We start from the raw sequence: 21,490 nt of genomic DNA on the forward strand, positions 1-21,490 counted from the left end.
AGCATAATTGAAAACTCCTTTCTATGTTATTGTGGTGATTTCATTTTAAATGAGCTTGATATTATGCTCAATTTTTTATTGCATAAAAAATGTTGAGGCATCATACCCCAACATTTATTATAGAACCGTTTTTTTATGACTAAATTGTAGTTTAATAGATACTTCTGTTATGGTATAATTTATAAGGTTAACAAGGATTTAACAGGAGAAATTCAATACATGGCAACAAAGAAGACAGGTAAAAGTTCTGCTGCTGGAGCAAAAGGATCAAAGTCGAGATCTAAAAGCGGAAAAGCAGCTTCTTCAAAAAATAATATAAAAGCTGTAGATGAGAATGCAAAGCGACTTTACGATGAAATAGCTGCAATCATTATGTTGGTTGTAGGTATTTTTCTTGCTATTGCTATGCATACTCATTTGGCAGGTATAATAGGCGAGGGAATAAATTCATTTCTTAAGGGAGTCTTTGGTCTCGGCGGATTTGTGCTGCCGTATTTTCTTATAATTTTCAGTGCTATGATGTTTGCAAAGGTGAGTAAGCCTTTTAAGGGACGTACCGTTATATTTCTGATAATAATTTTCCTTATGATAGATATATTGAATGCAGGCAGATTTGTCGCTGATTTTGATATTTCTGCCACAAGCATCGGTGAAGTATATCACAATGGTACATTGTTAAGAAGTGGCGGCGTTGCCGGAATGTATTTAGGTTATTTGGTTGCCAAAGGAGTGGGAATACCGGGCCTATATCTTTTTTCCTTCGCAGTAATTATAATTTTCCTTCTACTTACGGTTAATACTCCGATTTCTAGAGCTTATGAAAAGGCCAAGGAGCGCAAGGCGGCTAAAAAAGAAAGAGCTGCTAAGAGAGCAGAAATGCTTCAGGATGTTGAAGCTGAGGAAATTGATAAAATCGATGAATCACAGGTGGATTTCCTTGAATATTTGAAGGCTGCACCTGAAGATAGAAAAAGAGATAATATATCAAAAAAGAATAAAAAGCATATTCTGGATTTGCTTAAAAATGATGATAAATATGGTTTAAAGGATAGCAGAATCAATAAAAATGATAATAAAGAAAGCGATTTAAAGGATTACATTCCTGTTGCAGCAGTAACAGCGGCGGCAGTTGCCGTGTCTGGTAACAGTGATAATACCGTTGACAAAGATAAGACTTCTAAAGAAGCTTCTGTAGAAACTATTGAAATAGAAGATTTCAAAACTTCAGCAAGCGGATATACCTTGCCGCCCGTCGAACTTTTAAAGCAGGGAAAGACAAGCAGCAAAAAAAGCAGTGAAAATTTAGCTGAAAATGCTAGATTACTTGAGGAAACTTTAAAGAGCTTTAACGTTGAAGCTAAGGTAGTAAATGTAACGAAGGGGTCTTCTGTTACCAGATATGAAATTCAGCCTGCCATCGGTGTTAAGGTTTCAAGAATAGTGAGTCTTTCCGATGATATAGCCTTAAATCTTAGGGCAAGGAGCATAAGAATTGAGGCGCCAATTCCTGGTAAAGCTGCTGTCGGAATAGAGGTTGAGAACGAAACAAGAGAAACAGTAACCATCAGAGAGATGATTGATTCCAGGGAATTTAAGAGGGAAGCTTCAAAGCTGGCCTTTGCAGTAGGTAAGGACATTTCCGGAAGACCGGTTGTTGCTGACCTTGCAAAGATGCCACATCTTTTAATAGCCGGTGCCACAGGATCAGGTAAAAGTGTATGCATTAATACTATTATTGCAAGCATACTTTACAGAGCTACACCTGATGAGGTAAGACTGATAATGGTAGACCCAAAGATGGTGGAACTGGGAAATTATAATGGTATTCCGCATCTGTTGATTCCTGTTGTAACAGATCCTAATAAAGCTGCCGCTGCATTAAATTGGGCAGTTGCAGAAATGACAAACAGATATAAAAAGTTTGCAGAAAACAATGTAAGGGATCTAAAATCATATAACGCTTTGATGAAAAGAGAGAAAAAATCTGAAGAGATTATGCCTCAGATTGTAATTATAATCGATGAGTTGGCAGATCTTATGATGGTTGCGAGCTCCCAGGTGGAACAGGCAATTTCTAGACTTACACAGCTTGCAAGAGCTGCTGGGATGCATCTTATTGTGGCTACTCAAAGACCTTCAGTTGATGTTGTAACAGGCCTTATTAAAGCAAACATTCCTTCTAGGATAGCGTTTATGGTTTCTTCACAGATAGATTCAAGAACTATAATCGATATGGCAGGAGCAGAAAAGCTTGTGGGAAACGGTGATATGCTATATAAGCCGCAGGATATAGACAAGCCATTGCGTATACAGGGTCCGTATATATCCGATGATGAGGTAATGAATCTTATCAGATTTGTAAAATCTCAGGTTGAGGATGAAAATTATGATAGTGAAATAGCAGAAACCATAGAAAAGGGAGACGTCTCTGTGGCTTCCAATGACCAGGAGGATGAACTTATGGATGAGGCCATTATGACTGTAATTGATGCAGGGCAGGCTTCGGTTTCCATGCTCCAGAGGAAATTTAGAATTGGATATAACAGAGCGGCACGCATAATTGAGGATATGCAATCTCTGGGAGTAATTGGACCTCCTGACGGTTCGAGACCGAGAAGTGTATTGTGGAGCATTGAGGATTATAATACCAAGAGGCAATCCACAGAAGAAATATAAAATATAAAGGATAACTGATGAATATATATATTGAAACACTGGGATGTCCGAAGAATTTTTATGATTCGGAAATTGCCGGAGGAATACTTAAAAATGCAGGACATAATATAGTATCCGATTGGGAAGATTCGGATATTATAATTGTTAATACCTGCGGATTTATAAACGATGCAAAAAGAGAGTCTATTGCTAAGATTTTTGAATTTGCTGATAGAGGTGATAGGCTACTGATTGTCAGTGGTTGCCTTTCCAAAAGATATGCAGATGAGCTTATCACAGATATGCCGGAAGTAGATATTTTTATCGGTGTAAATGAATATGAGAAGCTTCCTGAAATAATAGATAATCATAAAATAGGATGTAGAGAAAAGTTTGTTGAGGAGTATAAAACTGATCCTAATCCGGATTATCGAGACTGTAGAAACCTTGGATACAGTGCAACATTAAAGATATCAGAGGGCTGTGATAACAGATGTGCTTATTGCGTTATACCGGATATAAGAGGTCCTTATCGTTCAAGAACAATGGAAAGCATTGTTAAAGAGGCTGAAAAACTGGCAGAAGCGGGAGTTAAGGAGCTGATACTTATAGGTCAAGATGTAACAGCCTATGGAAAGGACATTTACGGGTCATTCAATTTACATGAGCTACTAAAAAGATTATGCCGAGTGGAAAAAATCAGATGGATAAGGCTTATGTACTGTTATGAGGATAGGATAACAGATGAATTGATTGAAGTAATGGCCAAAGAGGATAAGATTTGTCACTATATCGACATGCCTCTCCAGCATAGTACCGATCATGTGCTTTCCATGATGAGACGACGATCTAACGAAAGTAGTATTAGAAGTACAATATCACGATTAAGAAGTGCAATTCCCGATATTGCCATAAGAACGACGCTAATAACGGGATTTCCTGGCGAAACTGAAGAGGATTTTGACAATCTATATGATTTTGTAGAGGAAATAAAGTTTCAAAGGCTTGGAGTCTTTACATATTCCATGGAGGAGGGTACTCCTGCTGCGGAAATGGATAATCAGATTGAAGAGGATATTAAAGAGGAGCGCAAAGACTCTATTATGAGATTACAGATGGAAATTTCAAGAGCCTTTAACGAAAGCCTTGTGGGAAAAACTCTGGAAGTACTGATAGAAGAAAAGGATGAGGATGGAGTGTATCTTGGACGCACTCAATATGACGCTCCAGAAATCGATAATTGCGTAATAGTGAAAACAGTAAGTGAGCATAAGCCGGGAGATTTTATAACAGTGGAAGTTACCGATGCTTATGATTACGATATAGTTGGAAGGGAGATATAAAAATGAACCTGCCTAATAAATTGACTTTGGCAAGAGTAATAGCAGTACCGTTTTTTATAGTTCTTTATCTTTTAGGACATATTTATACTGCTACCATTATTTTCATATTAGCATCGGCAACAGATGCTTTAGACGGGCATATTGCAAGAAGCAGAGGACTTGTTACAAACTTCGGTAAAATAATGGACCCTTTGGCTGATAAGATTCTTGTTATTTCGGCTCTTGTTATTTTAGTACAGCTTGGCGATGTGGCAGGATGGATGTTAATTGTTATACTTGCAAGGGAATTTATCGTAGCAGGTCTCAGAACAGTAGCTGCAGCAGACGGTATTGTTATTGCAGCAGGATTTTCAGGTAAACTTAAGACTGTTTCTCAGATGATTGCAGTTCCATTGCTTCTTCTGAAAAATTGGCCATGCAAATATATAAATATACCACTTGATCAGATAATGCTGTGGATTTGTGTAATACTTACAGTAATCAGCGGAATAGAATATATCGTTAAGAATAAAGAAGTATTTTTAAAGGGCGGACTCTAAAAAAGAGCCTGCAGCAGAGGTAAAATATGAAAAGTGCAATACTTACGGTCGGAACAGAAATTCTTTTTGGACAGATCGTTAATACAAATGCTGCATATTTATCTCAACAGTTAAATGGTCTTGGATTTGATGTTCTGTATCATTTTACTGTGGGGGATAATCCGGATAGGTTGAAAAGAGCATTGGAAACCTGTGCAAAGGAATGTGATTTGATTATCACCACAGGTGGCCTTGGGCCTACTCAGGATGATCTTACTAAGGAAGTAATATCGGAATTTGCAGGATGCAGACTGACAATAAATCAGGAAGCAATGGATAGAATAGAAGGTTATTTTAAGCGTTCTGGACGAGAGATGACCGAAAATAATGTTAAACAGGCATATGTTCCAGAGGGGGCAATCTGTATGCAAAATGATCATGGGAGCGCTCCGGGTTTCATATGCAAAGTTGACAATAAAACAATTATGTCGTTTCCTGGGCCACCAAAGGAAATGATGCCTATGTTTGAAAACAGCGCTATCCCTTATCTTTCAACTATGTCAGAGGGTGTAATCTATAGCAAATTCATTAAAACTGTAGGCATAGGTGAGTCTCTTTTGGAAACTGAGATAATGGATATAGTAGATGCGCAGACGGATCCTACAATTGCAACTTATGCAAAGGATGGAGAAGTAACCATGAGACTGACATCTAAGAGGTCTTCAGCCGAAGAAGCCAAGGCTGCTGTTGATGAAATGGCAACAAAAGTTCATGAACGGGTTGGAAATTATATTTACACAGAGGACGAAAGAAGCTTTAGTGAAGTTATTTTAGATAAAATGAGAGACAAGGGTCTTAGTCTCTCATCTGCCGAATCCTGTACGGGCGGACTCTTTGCGGATGCTTTTATAAGTATTCCTGGAAGCTCAGATGTCTTTGACAGAGCTCTTGTTACATACAGCAATACAGCTAAGATGCAGGAGTTGGGAGTAAAAGAGGAAACCCTTGCAAAATTTGGTGCTGTAAGCAGTCAGACAGCCGAAGAAATGGTATCTGGATTATACGAAGCATCAGGCAGCGACATATGCGTTGCGGTAACAGGACTTGCAGGTCCCGGAGGTGAGACTCTTGAAAAACCCGTCGGATTGGTGTATACTGCAATCCTTGCAGGCGGAAAAATAAGATGCACTGAAAATAGATTCGGTAATATGGACAGAAATGCCATAAGAAGAAGAAGCATGCTTGCAATGATGAAGCTGATATATGATTATTTGGAGGACAGATAATGAGAAGCGATAAATACAAAAATAACAGTGAAAACCGCAAACCTAAAGAAATAAAAAAACAGCGTAAAAGTGACACCATGTCTGAAGACTTTTTGGCTGAATTTCACAATATAGAGGAAAAGCAAAAGAATAATCCATCAAATGCCGGAGTAAATTCGAATACTGACTTTGGCCAGTCAGATAAAAGCAAAGGCAAGATGAAAAAGAAAAAATCCGGAAATGGTAATAACGGTAAAAAGAAAAAGAGAATATGGCCTAAGGTTCTCATCGTGCTGCTTATACTTATCGGTGTAAGTGCTGCAGGTGCATATTACTTTTTAGATACACAGCTCAGCAAATTCGACTATGTGGAAACGGATTATGAAGAGTTCGGAATAGATGAAGGAGTTGCTGATAAGCTTGACGGATACAGGAATATAGCAATCCTGGGTACTGATGAAAGACAGGGCGAAAGCTCAGAAACTTCAAGAACCGATGCTATCATTATAGCAACTGTAAACGAGGACACTGGGGATATAACACTTACATCTGTAATGAGAGACTCATATCTGCTTATGGATGACAGATACGGTGAATCATTCCTGGATAAAGCAACCCATGCTCATGCCTTCGGAGGTCCAGTTAATACATGTAAGATGCTCAATCAGAGTTTAGATTTGAATATTTCTGAATTTATCGTAATGGACTGGGTATCTGTTGCCGATACAGTAGATGCACTGGGTGGTATTACAATAGATGTTCAGGAAAATGAACTGGCAGACCTTAATAAATGGGGCCCTGAAACAGCTTCAAACACAGGAAGAGAATGGACAGAAATCACTTCCACTGGAGAGCAGAGGCTTGACGGAGTTCAGGCTGCTACATATTGCCGTATAAGAAAGACTTCTGGTGGTGACCCAGGAAGAACCGAAAGAATGAAGAAGGTAGTTATGGCGGTATTGGCAGAAGCTAAGAGCCATCCTACAAAAATCACAAGCGTTACAGACAGCGTTCTTCCTGAAATTAGAACAAATATGAATACTTCAGCATTTACATCGCTGATACCTAAACTTCTTGATTTCAATATAAGCAAATCAGTAGGCTATCCGTTTAATTACTGGGGAGGTATCATGGACGATGGAATCTGGTATGCTGTGCCTACAACTCTTGAAGAAAATAATGCAAGGCTACATGAAGAGGTATTTGGTGATACTGATTATCAGATGAGTAATAAAGCTGCTGAAATCAATCAGAAGATTATAAACGAAACAGGAATTACGGAAGGAACGGATTCTGAATAAGACGCCTTCGACAAATGCAAACATTTGTTCGCAAATATATTGACAATATAAAGCAAGCAGTGTATCATATAGCCATGAGAACAGACGTTCTTGTGGCTTATATGTATTTTTAGGAGGAATTTTAATTATGGCAAACATAAATGAAGATAAAGAAAAAGCCTTAAGTGCCGCGCTTTCGCAGATTGAAAAGCAGTTTGGAAAAGGCTCAATTATGAAGCTGGGAGACGACCATATGAAGCTTAACATAGAGGCAATCTCCACAGGTTCTATAAGTCTTGACCTGGCCACAGGTATCGGTGGCATACCTAAAGGCCGTATTATTGAAGTTTACGGACCTGAATCTTCCGGTAAGACAACACTTGCTCTCCATATGATAGCTGAAGCTCAGAAAACTGGAGGAAGAGCTGCATTTATAGATGCTGAGCATGCTCTTGATCCTGAATATGCCAAAAATCTCGGAGTTGATATAGATGAGCTGCTCGTTTCTCAGCCTGACACAGGCGAACAGGCTTTGGAAATTTGTGAAATGCTTGTCAGATCCGGAGCTCTCGATATAGTGGTTGTTGACTCTGTGGCAGCTTTGGTACCTAAGAGTGAAATAGAGGGTGAAATGGGAGATAGCCATGTGGGACTTCAAGCCAGACTGATGTCCCAGGCTTTAAGAAAGCTGGCAGGTATTATAAATAAGTCGAAGGCAGCTGTAGTTTTCATAAATCAGCTGAGAGAAAAGATTGGCGTTGTATATGGCAATCCTGAAGTTACAACGGGAGGCAGAGCCCTTAAATTCTATGCATCGATGAGATTTGATGTAAGGAGAGTTGAAACTATAAAACAGGGCGATCAGATGCTTGGTAATCGTGTAAAGGTTAAAATTGTTAAAAACAAGGTTGCACCTCCTTTCAAGCAGGCTGAATTTGACATAATGTACGGCGAAGGTATTTCCAAAATAGGAGATATTATGGATTGTGCCGTTGAAAAGGATATAATAGATAAAGCAGGATCTTGGTATAGCTTCGAAGGCAACAGAATAGGCCAGGGTCGTGAAAATGTTAAAAAATATCTTTCCGAAAATCCTGATATATTAAGCAAGGTTGAAGGCTTACTTTTAGATACTATCAGCAGAGAGAAGGAAGAAGCCGAAAAAACTGCTGATACAGATGCCGCTTCAGCTTCAAAAATGACGGAACTTAATGTAGACGAAGACGGAGTAATTTTGGATTAAGTGAGCTTATAAATTAGAAATATATGAAATAGAGTTTCCAGAAGGCATGTGAGAAATGCACATGCCTTTTTATATTGTTTATTTTTTACGTAAAGTATAGACAATTATAGAGGAATCCGTTAAAATATTATCAAAATAGTCTATATAACAGACAATTCAGATACTTTTTGTTTCCAGTAACCAGGGAGGAAAACATGGATAAGACAAATGTAACACAGGTGGTTGCAGACATTCTTGAAGAGCATAAGGGCAGTAAACTGTCTGTTATAGCTGTACTTCAGGATGTTCAGGAAGCTTTAAGATATCTGCCTAGAGAGGCTTTTGAGGTTATTTCAAAAGAAACGGGAATCAGCATGGCCAAACTGTATGGTGTGGCCACTTTCTATGAAAACTTTTCCCTAACACCGAAAGGCAAGTATATCATAAAGTGTTGCGACGGAACGGCTTGTCATGTACGTAAATCAGTGCCGATTATTGAAGCTATCAGAAATGAACTGGGATTATCAGAGGACAAAGATACTACAGATGATCTTTTGTTTACAGTTGAGACAGTTTCATGTATTGGTGCCTGCGGACTGGCTCCGGTTATAACAGTAAATGACAAGGTACATCCTTCAATGACTCCGGAAAAAGCTGTTGAGCTTATTAGCGAGCTTAAAGAGGCGGCTGAGAAGGAAGAAGAAGTAAAAGCTCAGCTGTAAGGAGGAGGTAGAGGTAAATGTTTTTTAGAAACAGGAGCGAATTAAATGAAGCCAGAGAAATATACTCGGCTCAGCTGGACAGACAGGTTAAAAAGATTTATGTCTGTGGCGGTACAGGATGCGTAGCCGGCGGTTCTCTGGAAATTTACGACAGACTGAAGGAACTCATTGAAGAAAGAGGCCTTCAGGTTGAAGTTGAGCTGGAAGAGCATAAAGACGGTGAACATGTGGGCCTTAAGCACAGCGGATGTCATGGTTTTTGTGAAATGGGACCTCTGCTGAGAATTGAACCGGCAAAACTTCTCTATATTAAGGTTAAAGTTGAAGATTGCGAGGAAATCGTTGCAAGATCCATTATAGGAGATGAGGTAATAGATAGACTCGTATATAAACAGGACGGAAAATCATATCCTGTACAGGAGGAAATTCCGTTCTATAAGGGACAGACAAGAATTGTACTGCAGAACTGCGGTCATATAGATGCCAATTCAATTGAAGAATATATAGCATATGGTGGATATACTGCTCTTGAAAAGGCACTCTTTGAAATGTCAGGAGAGGATATTGTTGATACAATTTCCAAATCTAAATTAAGAGGCCGCGGTGGCGGCGGATTCCCAGCAGGAAGAAAATGGTCTCAGGTAAGAGCTCAGGCAGATCCTGTAAAATATGTTGTATGTAACGGCGATGAAGGAGACCCGGGTGCATTCATGGACAGAAGTATCATGGAAGGTGACCCTCATAAGATGCTGGAAGGTATGATGATAGCCGGTGTTGCAACAGGGGCAAAAGAAGGCTATATCTATGTGAGAGCTGAATATCCTTTGGCAGTATCAAGACTGGAAAAGGCTATAAATGACTGTAAGAGAACAGGACTTCTCGGTGAAAACATACTTGGCAGTGATTTTTCCTTTGATATTATTATCGCCAAGGGTGCTGGCGCCTTCGTATGCGGTGAAGGTTCTGCTCTTACAATATCCATTGAAGGCGAAAGAGGTATGCCTAGGGTTAAACCGCCAAGAACAGTTGAACACGGTCTCTTTGCAAAACCTACAGTGTTGAATAATGTTGAAACCTTTGCAAATGTTCCTTTGATTATAAATAACGGTGCAGATTGGTATCTTTCCATCGGTGAACCGGAAAGTCCGGGAACAAAAGCCTTTGCTTTGACAGGTAATATCAGCAATACAGGTCTTATTGAAGTTCCTATGGGAACAACTTTGAGAGAAATCATATTTAACATAGGTGGAGGTCCTAAGGAAGGCAAGAAGTTTAAGGCAGTACAGATTGGTGGCCCTTCAGGCGGATGTCTTACAGAAAAGCATCTGGATATTCCTCTTGATTTTGATTCCCTTAAGAAGGTTGGAGCGATGATAGGTTCTGGCGGACTAGTAGTAATGGATGAGGATACTTGTATGGTTGAAACCGCAAGATTTTTCATGAACTTTACTCAGAATGAGTCCTGCGGTAAGTGCGTACCGTGCAGAGAGGGTACAAAGATTATGCTGGAACTTCTTAACGATATAGTTAAGAACAGAGCGGATGAATCTACAATCGACACTCTTTTGGAACTGGCTGAAACAATTAAGGAATGCGCTCTGTGCGGCCTTGGTAAAACAGCTCCAAATCCTGTTATCAGTACGATAACACAGTTCAGAGATGAATACGATGCTCATGTAAAGGACGGAGTATGTCCGACAGGACAGTGTATTGCATACAAGAAGATAATGATCGATGAGGAAAAATGTGTGGGATGCGGTCTCTGTAAGAGAGTATGTCCTGTAGGTGCAATTACAGGCGGTTCGTTTAAACAGCCTCATGTAATCGATAATGAACTGTGCGTTAAGTGTCAGGCCTGCATAGGAACATGTAGACTGGGCGCAATACGTATAGTGTAGTAAGGAGGATCTTCTAATGGAAAAACAAGGATTTATAGAAATTAATGGAGAGATGACTCCTTTCACTGACGAAAAGAATGTGTTGGAAGTTTTGCGTAACGCTGGTGTTAATATTCCTACACTCTGTTACTATTCAGATCTGTCGGTATTTGGTGCCTGCAGAATGTGTATAGTTGAAGACGAAAGAGGAAACATAATGACTTCTTGCTCAACTCCTCCTAAGGATGGCATGAAGATATTCACTAACACAACAAAGCTGTTCAAATACAGAAGACTTATCTTAAAGATGCTCCTGTCAAGCCACTGCAGGGAATGTACTACTTGTCCTAAGAGTGGTGACTGTATGCTTCAGGAACTGGCAAAGAGATTTGCTATATCTGAGATTTCCTTTGACAGAAGCGGAAAAGCATTTAAGGATGAGCTTCCGATAGATGCTTCCAGCAAGGCTATAATAAGAAACCCTAACAAATGTATTCATTGCGGTGACTGTGTAAGAATGTGCAGTGAAGTGCAGAATGTAGGAGCCATCGATTTTGCATTCAGAGGAAGCAACGTTCAGGTTACAACTGCTTACGGCGATCCTATTGCAACAACAAATTGCGTAAACTGCGGCCAGTGCGCTGCCATATGTCCTACTGGAGCCATAGATATTAAATCTGATATTGATGCAGTATGGGATGTTATAAACGATAAGGATAAAAGGGTAATGGTTCAGGTTGCACCTGCTGTAAGAGTTGCATTAGGTGAAAGATTTGGCATTAAAGATAATGAAAGATTTAACCCTATACTTGTCGCAGCATTAAGGAAACTTGGATTTGATGAAATTTATGATACTTCATTCGGTGCTGACTTGACCGTTATTGAAGAGTCAAATGAATTTATTGATAGACTTGAAAACGGTGGCAAATTACCACTCTTTTCCAGTTGTTGTCCAGGTTGGATAAAATATGCTGAAGATAATCATCCTGAGCTTCTCGAAAACATTTCAACATGCAGATCGCCTATGGAAATGTTCTCATCTGTAGTAAAGGAAGAAGCTGCTATAAGCGATGAGCTTCCTGATAAGAGAACTCCTGTGGTAGTTGCGATTATGCCATGTACAGCTAAAAAATATGAAGCTGACAGAGAAGAGTTTAAAATAAACGGAGAAAGTAGAACAGACTATGTTCTGACAACTCAGGAACTTGTAACTATGATCAAGCAAGCTGGTATAGTTTTGGCTTCTTTGGATCCTGAAGCTCCGGATATAAACTACGGTATGTACTCAGGTGCTGGTGTAATCTTTGGTGTATCAGGCGGCGTAACGGAAGCGGTAATAAGAAGACTGGTTGATAAGAAAGATGCGGCTTCATTTACAAACATCAGCTTTAGCGGAGTAAGAGGTCTTGAAAGCGTTAAAGAGGTTGAAATACCTTACAAGGGAAGAACTCTTAAGATTGCCATGGTAAGTGGATTGGGCAACACAGAAAAGATTATAAAGAAAATCGAGAGTGGTGAAGCTCATTATGACTTTGTAGAAGTTATGGCATGTCCATCCGGCTGTATCGGAGGCGGCGGGCAGCCGAGAAGCACAAGAAGAACTCTGGCAAGAAGAAGCAAAGAGCTTTATGCTAACGATAAGATTTCCAGGATTAGACATAGTGATGCAAATCCGTTTGTGGGAAGAGCCTATAGAGAAATTATCAAGGATGATAATCATAGACTCCTTCATGTACATTACGCAAAGGAAGATTAAACAAAACAAAATGATACCCTGTGAAAGGTCTGGCGGAGTGTTTCGTCAGACCTTTCCGTTTATATGGATATGTGGTATTATTATACATATTCTACATTACAAATCTGTAATATAAGTTCACATAATATGTAGTATAATATAAATATGGGATTTGTACTTTTTTAAGAAAGAAGGTATTGAATGATCGAATTTGTAAATGTATCAAAAGAATTTAAAGACAAAAAAGTTCTTCATGATATCAGTTTTACAATCAACGATAACGAACTTGTTGCGATCATAGGAGCCAGCGGGTGCGGTAAAACTACAACGCTGAAAATGATTAACAGGCTTATTGTCCCCACAAAGGGCAAAATCCTGATTGACGGCAAGAATATCGAGGAAATTGATAAAACTGAACTCAGAAGAAGCATAGGCTATGTCATACAGCAGATGGGACTGTTCCCACATATGACAGTCAAGGAAAATATTGAACTCATCCAGAAACTGGAGAAAAAGGATCCGAAGGAAATCGAAGAAAATACAAATAGACTTATGGAGATTATGGATTTGGACGGAGATTTATATCTTAACAAATATCCGTCAGATCTTTCCGGAGGACAGCAGCAGAGGGTTGGTGTTGCTAGAGCTTTGGCTAACAATCCTAAAGTTATACTTATGGATGAGCCTTTTTCTGCCCTTGACCCTATAACAAGAAGTAATCTTCAGGATGAGCTTGTAGAGTTGCACAAAAAGATGAATACTACAATAGTTTTCGTTACCCATGATATGGATGAGGCGATTAAAATCGCTGACAGAATCATTATCATGAAGGACGGAGATATTGTACAGTATGATACTCCTGAGGAAATTTTAAAGCATCCTAAAAATGAATTTGTTCAGGAATTTATAGGTAAAAATAAGATTTGGGACGCACCGGAATATATCAAAGTCGAGGATATAATGATTACTACTCCTATAGTATGTTCACCTGATCTCACTAAAAATGAGTGCGTAAAGAAGATGGTACAGCATCATATTGATACGCTTATTGTAGTGGATGAAGATGGAAGATATATAGGAATTGTAAATCGTAAAGGACTATACAGCACAGTGCTTCCATGGACAAACGCTAAGGATATGGTAAATGAAAATGCCATAACTGCAAGCCCTGACGAAAGCATTCTTGAATTGCTGCAGTATATTGAGGAGACAGATGTTACAAACATTCCTGTTGTTGACAACAACGGATACCTCAAGGGACTTATCACAAGCAGCAGTCTGATAAGCGTGCTCAGTTCTCCTTATCTTGACGAATATGAATCAGGAAAGGAGGATGAGGCTTAATGGGATTTTTTAGTTTTGTAAGTGAAAACATCGGCCAAATCGGTTCACTGACTCTGGAGCATATTAAGCTTACTTTTATAGCCGTGCTAGTTTCTATTCTTGTTGGTGTACCTTTGGGTATACTTATAAGTTATGTTAAGAAGTTAAGTAAGCCTATTCTCGGTGTTGCCAACATAATTCAGGCTGTACCGTCACTGGCTCTTTTAGGTCTTTCCATACCGCTTTTGGGTATCGGTGAGCTTCCGTCGGTGGTAATGGTAGTGATTTACTCACTGCTTCCTATAATAAAGAATACTTATACCGGTCTTGAAAATATAGATCCGTTGACCCTTGAAGCTGCAAGGGGGATAGGTCTTACCAAGCCGCAGAGATTGTTTAAAATTAGACTGCCTATTGCGCTTCCTGTTATTATGGCAGGTGTTAGAATATCGGCGGTTACTGCTGTAGGTTTGATGACAATGGCTGCATTTATCGGAGCAGGCGGTCTCGGTTATATGATATTTTCAGGTATCAGAACTGTAGATAATGCTCAGATATTGGCAGGTGCTATACCAGCATGTCTGTTGGCTCTGTTTGTAGACTGGATTATTGGCATGATAGAAAAGCTAGTAACTCCTATAAGCCTGCAGAAGGATTTTAAAGGAAATTACGAACAGATTAAAAAGAGCAGAAGGACAAAGAAGATTATTCTCGGTGCCTTTGCTGCTATAATTGTTGCTATAATCGGATTTAATGCAATTTCTGGAGCGGTAAATAAAAACAGTGGCGATTCAATAGTTGTGGCCAGCAAGGATTATACGGAACAGATTGTATTGATGAACCTTTATTCTGATATTATTGAAGATAGAACTGACCTTAATGTAGTGCGAAAGGAAAACCTAGGAGGTACACAGGTTTGCCTTGAAGCGATACAGAGAGGTGAAATCGATATGTATATCGATTATACAGGAACCCAGTTTATGAGTATCTTAAAGCATGATACAAATAACGATACTAACGAGGTTTATGAAATCTGCAAGAAGGAAATGAAGGAAAAATACGGCCTTGATATCCTTGAGCAGACAGTCTTTGATAATACTTATACTCTGGCTATGAAGCCTGAGGTGGCAGAAGAATATGGCCTGGAAAAAATAAGTGATCTTAAGTCTTGTGCTTCTGAATTTACTACAGGAACAACTTTGGAATTCCTTAACAGAAAAGACGGATACGTTGCTCTTTGCGACTATTACGGACTTAACTTTAAGGCTAATAAGGGCATGGATAGTTCTCCTAGATATACTGCCCTTGAAAATGATGAAGTGCAGATTATAGATGCCTTTAAGACAGACGGTCTTCTTAAGAAATTCAATCTTAAGATACTGGAAGATGATAAAAGTTTCTTCCCACCATATCATGCTATACCTACAATAAGGGAAGATACTCTTGAAAAGTATCCTGAAATAGAAGATGCCTGCAATGAGCTCAGTGCAAAACTTACTGAAGAAGTTATGCAGGAACTCAATTACAGGGTTGATGAACTTGGCGAAAAGCCTGAGGATGTTACCCGTGATTGGCTGGTTTCAGAAGGAATAATAGAAGGCTAAAAAGCTAAAGGAGGCTTTTATATGTATCGAAAGGGTACATATGATGATTGTCGTCAGATTTATAATTTGATTTGCGATATGGAAAGCACAGAGCTTGACTATGACAAATTTAGCGAAATCTATAAGAACCAGCTAAATAGTGAAAGTTATTACAGTCTTGTGCGCTGTGCAGGAGATGAAGTTATAGGAGTTATTAATCTAAGATTTGAAAGACAATTGCATCAGCTTAGAAAGGATACCCATAGATTTTATCTTCGTGAAGGTATGCATAATTTTCACTATAAGTTTTCCTTGAATTTAACAGGTAATGACTCAGCTGAGAATGCCATAGGAAAGTAAATTCTTTACTATCTTGCAGATAAATGATAAAATTTATTTTGTAATTTAATAAACGCGTATGTTCCGATTAGATCGGCTAAGAGGGAAACAGGTGTAAATCCTGTGCGGTCCCGCCGCTGTAAGGGATGAGTTTGTTTTAAATGCCACTGAAATCCATTAGATTTTGGGAAGGTTAGACAGATGATGATGCCCGAGCCAGAAGACCTGCATATGACGAAAAATGAATCTGCTGACGGTGTATCAGAAAGATTTTAATAATTTAAGATAAGGCGTAGGGACCGCGGCAATATCTGCCGTGGTCCATTATTTTTATTATGCAAAAGGAATTTGAAACATTTAATCCACTGGTAATATTTATATATTTTGCAATGGTTATAGGAACGGGCGTCAGTATGTCTTCACCATTTATTATGGCGGTATTTACAGTTTGCGGATGGATTTACGCCATATATTTAAAAGGTGCAAGAGCAATTAAGTCAAATTTATTAATGACGGTTCCTGTAGTTTTATTTATATCCATATTTAATACTTTGTTTACCCATCAGGGTAATACAATTCTTTTTTATATAAACAACAATCCAATTACAAAGGAAGCAATTACTTTTGGAATATTTTCAGGTTTTATGTTTGCAAGTGTGTTGATATGGTTTTCCTGCTTTAACAGAATCGTTAACGGAGAAATGATAATGTATCTTTTCTCAAGGATATCGTCTTTTTTCGGGCTTTTAATTTCAATGATTTTAAGGTATATACCTCTTCTTAAAAAGAGGTATACTGATATTTCTGCTGGACAAAGGTGTATGTATCAAGGTCAAGAACAAAAAGGCTTTGTAAGGCTAAAAACAGGGTTAAAGAAGGTATCAATATTAACCAGTTGGTCACTGGAATCTTCTATAGAAAGTGCAGACTCAATGGCAGCAAGGGGACATGGTCTTAAAGGAAGAACGAGTTTTGTCTTATATAAAATGTCCCTTAGAGATATTTTTATGATTGGATTAGTAATATTTTGCGGCGCTGTGTCCATATATTTTGCCATAACAGGTAAAAACGAAATGATTTTTTATCCTGATGTTAAAATGCCTAAATTAACATTAAAAGGAGTTTTAAGCGGAGCATGGTTTTTAGTGTTGACACTTATGCCTGTTATTACTGATATTGCGGGAGAAATTAAATGGAGAAAATCAGAATCAGGGATTTAAGCTTTAAATATCCACTGGCTAAAAAAAATGCCATTGAAAATATAAATTTAGATATTAATAGATCTGAATTTGTTGTTATTTGCGGCAGATCAGGATGCGGCAAGAGTACGTTGCTTCGTCATATGAAAAAGCAGCTTATTCCCTATGGTGAAAAATCAGGAGAAGTATTCATCGAAGGCACTAGAATAGAGGATTTGGACGACAGAAAAAGTGCATCATCAACAGGTTTTATCCTACAGGATCCTGACAGCCAGATAGTTACCGATAAAGTGTGGCATGAGCTTGCCTTTGGTCTTGAAAATCTTGGTCTTAACACAAATGTAATCAAAAGGCGCGTTGCTGAAATGGCAAACTATTTTGGCATTCACAGATGGTTTGAAAAGGATGTTAGTACACTTTCAGGAGGCCAGAAACAGATATTGAATTTGGCTTCTGTAATGGTAATGCAACCGGATATTCTTATTTTAGATGAGCCGACTTCTCAATTGGATCCTATAGCTACAACTGATTTTCTAAATACAGTTTACAGGATAAATAGGGAGCTTGGTGTAACTGTTATTATTTCAGAACATCGACTGGAAGAAGTAATCCCAATGGCTGACAGAGTGATTGTAATGGATTGCGGCAGGATACAGGCAAATGAAAGGCCTGAAAATCTGCCTTGTGGACTTACAGATAAGCTAACAGGCGAAAAACACAGAATGTTTTACGGTCTTCCATCTGTTATGAGAATATTCGGAAGTGCAATATCGGATAAAGTACCACTTACGGTCAGAGAAGGAAGGCTTTTGCTTGAAGAAAAGTTTTCAAAATCTGATATAAAAAGTGATATATGTGTTAGCAATACAATAGATGTAGAGAAAAATATAAAATTTATCAAAGTTAAGGAAGAAAACAGGGTAGAAATTTTAAAATTGCGAAATCTTTGGTTCAGATATGAAAAGAACGGAGATTTTATCCTAAAAGGTACAAATCTTTCCGTTGAGAAGGGTAATTTAACCTGTATCCTTGGTGGGAATGGTAGCGGCAAAAGCACGCTCATGAAAGTAATAGGCGGTGTACTAAAACCTCAGAGAGGTAAAATACATATTGAACAAAATATAAAGATTTCAATGGTACCTCAAGATCCTAAAGCTCTTTTTACAGAAATCACTGCAGAAGAAGAGCTCTTTGAAGGAATGCGTTTTATGGATTTAGATGACAATCTTAAGATTTCTAAGGTTAATGAAATGCTTAAAATTATGGAAATAGAGCATTTAAGAAAAGTAAATCCTTATGATATGTCAGGAGGAGAGCAGCAGAGACTTGCAATTGGAAAGGTGCTTTTAACTGACCCGGACTTACTTCTTTTAGATGAACCGACAAAGGGTCTTGATCCGTTTTTCAAACTCACTTTAGCTAATATTTTTCATAATCTGAATAAAGAAGGTCTTAGTATATTGGCAGTGAGCCATGATGTGGAATTTTGTGCAAGCTTTGCGGATAGATGCGCTATGTTTTTTAATGGAGAAGTTACATCTGAAGATAAGGCTAGAAAATTTTTCGCAGGAAATAGCTTTTACACCACAGCAGCAAACAGGCTCTTTAGAGGCATAGCACCGGATATAGTCACATGTGAGGAGGCAGAAAAATGGCTGAAGCAAAGACTTTAAGTCAATATGAGGCTGCCTCTTCAAAAAGGCTTAAGGTATCAGTGTTGATTATTTTGATTATAATACCTGCTGCCATAGCTGCTGCATACTTTATTCCGTGGGATGGAATGTATATGCTTGTAAGTGTATTTATTCTTGTGGCAGTGATGGCTCCGTTTTTTATGGTATTTGAAAGAAGAAGACCTAAAGCAAGGGAGCTTATGCTGATTGTGGTCATGAGCGCTATGACAGTTGCCGTGCATAGCTTATTTCATATAATTTTTCCTATTCAAATTGGAACAGCTATGGTAATCATTTCAGGAATAGCCTTGGGACCGGAAGCAGGTTTTTTAATTGGCGCATTGTCTAGACTAATCTGTAATTTTTATATGGGTCAGGGACCATGGACACCATGGCAGATGTTTGCATGGGGATTATTGGGATTTTTAGCAGGATTTATATTTGATAAAGGAAGCGAGGTATCTGTCAGAGCAAGAAGTTTTAAAATGGTAGCAGGACCATTTACAGCAGTGGTTCTTTCATTAATATTGGGATATCTTCTATTTCTTTTGTTTCCTGGAAATGACGATACCTTTCTTGGGTGGAGAGTATATGCTTTTGGCTGTATTGGTTTAATAGTTGGACTCATATTGCAGAAAAAAAGGCTGCCTTCGGATGATTTGACCATGTCAGTAATCACTTTTTTCATGACAGTAATAGTATATGGCGGTATAATGAATTTAAGTACAGTTGTTAATTCTACGAATATGGCAGGCGGAAGCAAGATCAGTATTGAAGGTCTAAAGCTTTTGTATATATCCGGACTTCCCATGGATCTTATTCATGGCATTACAGCAGCTGTATGCGTATTTATATTAGGCAGTAGCATTATTTCTAAGTTAGATAGAATAAAGATAAAATACGGTATCTATCGGTAATATAAATTAAATGAGCAGGGAGAAGTAAAATGAGTACTAGTCTTGAAAACAAGGTAAAGAGTAAGAAGAAAAGAAATATAGTGATTGGAATAATTATTATCGCTGTAGTTCTATTGGTTGTATTACAATTCAAATTTGACGCGATAAATGCGGTAAGGGATACTCTTTCAGGTAAAGAAACGGTAAAAGCTACCCTTGAAATAAGCTGTAAGCCACTTTCAGATGATGTGACTAAGCTTAAAGATAAAAGTAAGGCAGAGTATATTCCTGATAACGGAGTTATTTTGGAACAAACTGAATACCGAATGGAAAAAGGAGACACTGCTTTTGATATGCTTAAAAAAGCCACTACAGACGAAGGCATACAGGCTGAATACTCATATACACAGGCTTATGATGCGTATTTTATAGAAGGTATAAGCAATCTATATAATGGGGATGCCGGTGGTATGAGCGGATGGCTATACTATGTAAACGGTAAATCACCGGAATACGGAATTTCAGGATATGAATTAAGGGATGGTGACAATATACTAGTTATTTTCTCCTGCGATGGTGGAGAAGATGTAGATGTCAGGGATTTGTTACCAGATGACATTTCATTATAATTCTTAAATTACAACTTAATAACAATTTCGGGTGTTATTTTACTTAATAAAGGAAGTCAGGTGAAAGGCCTGCGCGGTGCCGCCACTGTAAGTGATGAGCCGCTCTCGTATACCATTGAAGGATTTTCCTTTGAGAAGGTGAGAGTAAGGTGTTGATCCACGAGCCAGGAGACTTACCCGAGAGTTTAAGATGACGGTTTATCATCATATTTTTGAATGGCAAAAACGGGCTATTTTAGTGTATAAATAGCTCGTTTTTTTATATGTTAGGAGAAATCAAAATGATAAATGAAAAGATAATTAAAATTATTGATGAAACTTCAAAGGCGGTAACAGGCAAAAACGAAATAATTAAGAAAATTTTAGCTGTGATATTAGCCGGTGGACACATACTGCTTGAAGACATACCAGGCGTAGGTAAAACTACCTTAGCCCTTGCTATGACTAAAAGTCTGGGCCTAAGTTTTGGAAGAGTACAGTTTACACCGGATGTCGTTCCTTCTGATATAACTGGTTTTACAGTTTATGATAGGGAAAATAGCAATTTTAAATATATACCGGGTGCTGTAATGTGCAACATGTTTTTAGGAGATGAAATTAATAGAACTTCAAGTAAAACCCAATCTGCTTTGTTAGAAGTTATGCAAGAAGGAAAAGTTACAGTTGACGGAGTTTCCCATGAAGTACCAAAGCCTTTTACTGTAATAGCGACGCAAAATCCAGTAGGTACAGCAGGCACTCAGATGCTTCCGGAGGCCCAACTTGACAGATTTATGATGAAGCTTTCCATGGGATATCCATCATTTGATGAACAGGTAAAAATTTTGTCAGACAGAGAGCAAAAAGATCCTCTAGATGAGATAGTCTCAGTAATTGAACCTTATAAACTCGATGAAATGATAAGAGAAGTAAAAACCGTATATACTGACGAGAAGATTTATAGATACATAACTTCTCTTGTTGAAGCTACAAGGGAAAACGAATTTATCAAACTTGGTGTAAGTCCGAGAGGTGCAATCGCTTTAGCTACAGTTTCGAGAGCATGGGCTTATATAGAAGGTAGAGATTATGTTGTTCCTGAGGATATAGATACATTGTTTGTTGATGTGTGTGCTCACAGGGTAATACTTGAGCCTAAAGGGAAAATAAGCGGCAAAAGCACGATAAAAATTCTTAAAGAAATTTTAAACGAAACAAAAGCACCCAAAACAGAAGGTTTTTATAGATAAAA

17 protein-coding genes and 2 riboswitches are annotated in these 21,490 nt (G+C 38.3%); all 17 genes read left to right on the forward strand.

Translation table 11 applies throughout. The features are described 5' to 3' along the window. The first annotated feature begins 219 nt into the window (after positions 1 to 219). Positions 220 to 2,676 (forward strand): FtsK/SpoIIIE family DNA translocase, encoded by a 2,457-nt coding sequence (locus tag INF20_RS01470; protein ID WP_226384616.1) that lies wholly within the window; start codon positions 220 to 222, stop codon positions 2,674 to 2,676. A 17-nt stretch (positions 2,677 to 2,693) separates the two neighbouring features. Then, positions 2,694 to 3,998 (forward strand): 30S ribosomal protein S12 methylthiotransferase RimO, encoded by a 1,305-nt coding sequence (rimO, locus tag INF20_RS01475; protein WP_226384617.1) that lies wholly within the window; start codon positions 2,694 to 2,696, stop codon positions 3,996 to 3,998. 2 nt (positions 3,999 to 4,000) lie between these two features. After that, positions 4,001 to 4,537 carry a CDP-diacylglycerol--glycerol-3-phosphate 3-phosphatidyltransferase gene (gene pgsA, locus INF20_RS01480; protein WP_226384618.1) on the forward strand — a complete coding sequence of 179 codons (537 nt, stop codon included), beginning with the start codon at positions 4,001 to 4,003 and terminating at the stop codon, positions 4,535 to 4,537. Positions 4,538 to 4,563: 26 nt separating this feature from the next. Then, positions 4,564 to 5,802: a competence/damage-inducible protein A gene (locus INF20_RS01485; RefSeq protein WP_226384619.1), complete on the forward strand. Its 1,239-nt coding sequence runs from the start codon at positions 4,564 to 4,566 to the stop codon at positions 5,800 to 5,802. Next, entirely contained in the window at positions 5,802 to 7,082 is a 1,281-nt protein-coding gene (locus INF20_RS01490; protein WP_226384620.1) for an LCP family protein, read from the forward strand. Before INF20_RS01485 ends, INF20_RS01490 begins: the two co-directional genes overlap by 1 nt. Positions 7,083 to 7,209: 127 nt before the next feature. Beyond that, complete coding sequence (gene recA / locus INF20_RS01495; RefSeq protein ID WP_226384621.1) at positions 7,210 to 8,304, forward strand: recombinase RecA; 1,095 nt, start codon at positions 7,210 to 7,212, stop codon at positions 8,302 to 8,304. Between the two features lie 194 nt (positions 8,305 to 8,498). Continuing rightward, positions 8,499 to 9,005, forward strand: coding sequence for an NADH-quinone oxidoreductase subunit NuoE family protein (locus INF20_RS01500; protein WP_226384622.1), 507 nt, complete (start codon positions 8,499 to 8,501; stop codon positions 9,003 to 9,005). Positions 9,006 to 9,022: 17 nt separating this feature from the next. Further along, complete coding sequence (locus INF20_RS01505) at positions 9,023 to 10,903, forward strand: NADH-quinone oxidoreductase subunit NuoF (protein WP_226384623.1); 1,881 nt, start codon at positions 9,023 to 9,025, stop codon at positions 10,901 to 10,903. A gap of 16 nt (positions 10,904 to 10,919) precedes the next feature. Next, positions 10,920 to 12,638 (forward strand): [FeFe] hydrogenase, group A, encoded by a 1,719-nt coding sequence (locus tag INF20_RS01510; RefSeq protein ID WP_226384624.1) that lies wholly within the window; start codon positions 10,920 to 10,922, stop codon positions 12,636 to 12,638. A gap of 180 nt (positions 12,639 to 12,818) precedes the next feature. Next, entirely contained in the window at positions 12,819 to 13,961 is a 1,143-nt protein-coding gene (locus tag INF20_RS01515; RefSeq protein ID WP_226384625.1) for a betaine/proline/choline family ABC transporter ATP-binding protein, read from the forward strand. Then, positions 13,961 to 15,544, forward strand: a complete 1,584-nt coding sequence (locus INF20_RS01520; RefSeq protein ID WP_226384626.1) for an ABC transporter permease/substrate-binding protein — start codon at positions 13,961 to 13,963, stop codon at positions 15,542 to 15,544. Before INF20_RS01515 ends, INF20_RS01520 begins: the two co-directional genes overlap by 1 nt. A 21-nt stretch (positions 15,545 to 15,565) precedes the next feature. Continuing rightward, on the forward strand, positions 15,566 to 15,883 hold the full coding sequence (locus INF20_RS01525; RefSeq protein WP_226384627.1) for a GNAT family protein: 318 nt from the start codon (positions 15,566 to 15,568) through the stop codon (positions 15,881 to 15,883). 41 nt (positions 15,884 to 15,924) lie between these two features. After that, positions 15,925 to 16,109: riboswitch (cobalamin riboswitch) on the forward strand. A gap of 166 nt (positions 16,110 to 16,275) precedes the next feature. Then, positions 16,276 to 17,082, forward strand: coding sequence for an energy-coupling factor transporter transmembrane component T (locus INF20_RS01530; RefSeq protein WP_226384628.1), 807 nt, complete (start codon positions 16,276 to 16,278; stop codon positions 17,080 to 17,082). Next, positions 17,055 to 18,734 (forward strand): ABC transporter ATP-binding protein, encoded by a 1,680-nt coding sequence (locus INF20_RS01535; protein WP_226384629.1) that lies wholly within the window; start codon positions 17,055 to 17,057, stop codon positions 18,732 to 18,734. The genes INF20_RS01530 and INF20_RS01535 overlap by 28 nt, the downstream gene beginning before the upstream one ends. Then, positions 18,713 to 19,651 carry an ECF transporter S component gene (locus INF20_RS01540; protein WP_226384630.1) on the forward strand — a complete coding sequence of 313 codons (939 nt, stop codon included), beginning with the start codon at positions 18,713 to 18,715 and terminating at the stop codon, positions 19,649 to 19,651. Before INF20_RS01535 ends, INF20_RS01540 begins: the two co-directional genes overlap by 22 nt. 29 nt (positions 19,652 to 19,680) lie before the next feature. Beyond that, entirely contained in the window at positions 19,681 to 20,259 is a 579-nt protein-coding gene (locus tag INF20_RS01545; RefSeq protein WP_226384631.1) for a DUF4430 domain-containing protein, read from the forward strand. Positions 20,260 to 20,271: 12 nt separating this feature from the next. Further along, positions 20,272 to 20,454, forward strand: a riboswitch (cobalamin riboswitch). Between the two features lie 86 nt (positions 20,455 to 20,540). After that, a complete protein-coding gene (locus INF20_RS01550; protein ID WP_226384632.1) occupies positions 20,541 to 21,488 on the forward strand; it encodes an AAA family ATPase in 948 nt (315 codons plus the stop codon). Positions 21,489 to 21,490 lie beyond the last annotated feature (2 nt).

The organism is Gallibacter intestinalis, from assembly GCF_014982745.1.
GTDB lineage: Bacteria > Bacillota > Clostridia > Peptostreptococcales > Anaerovoracaceae > Gallibacter > Gallibacter intestinalis.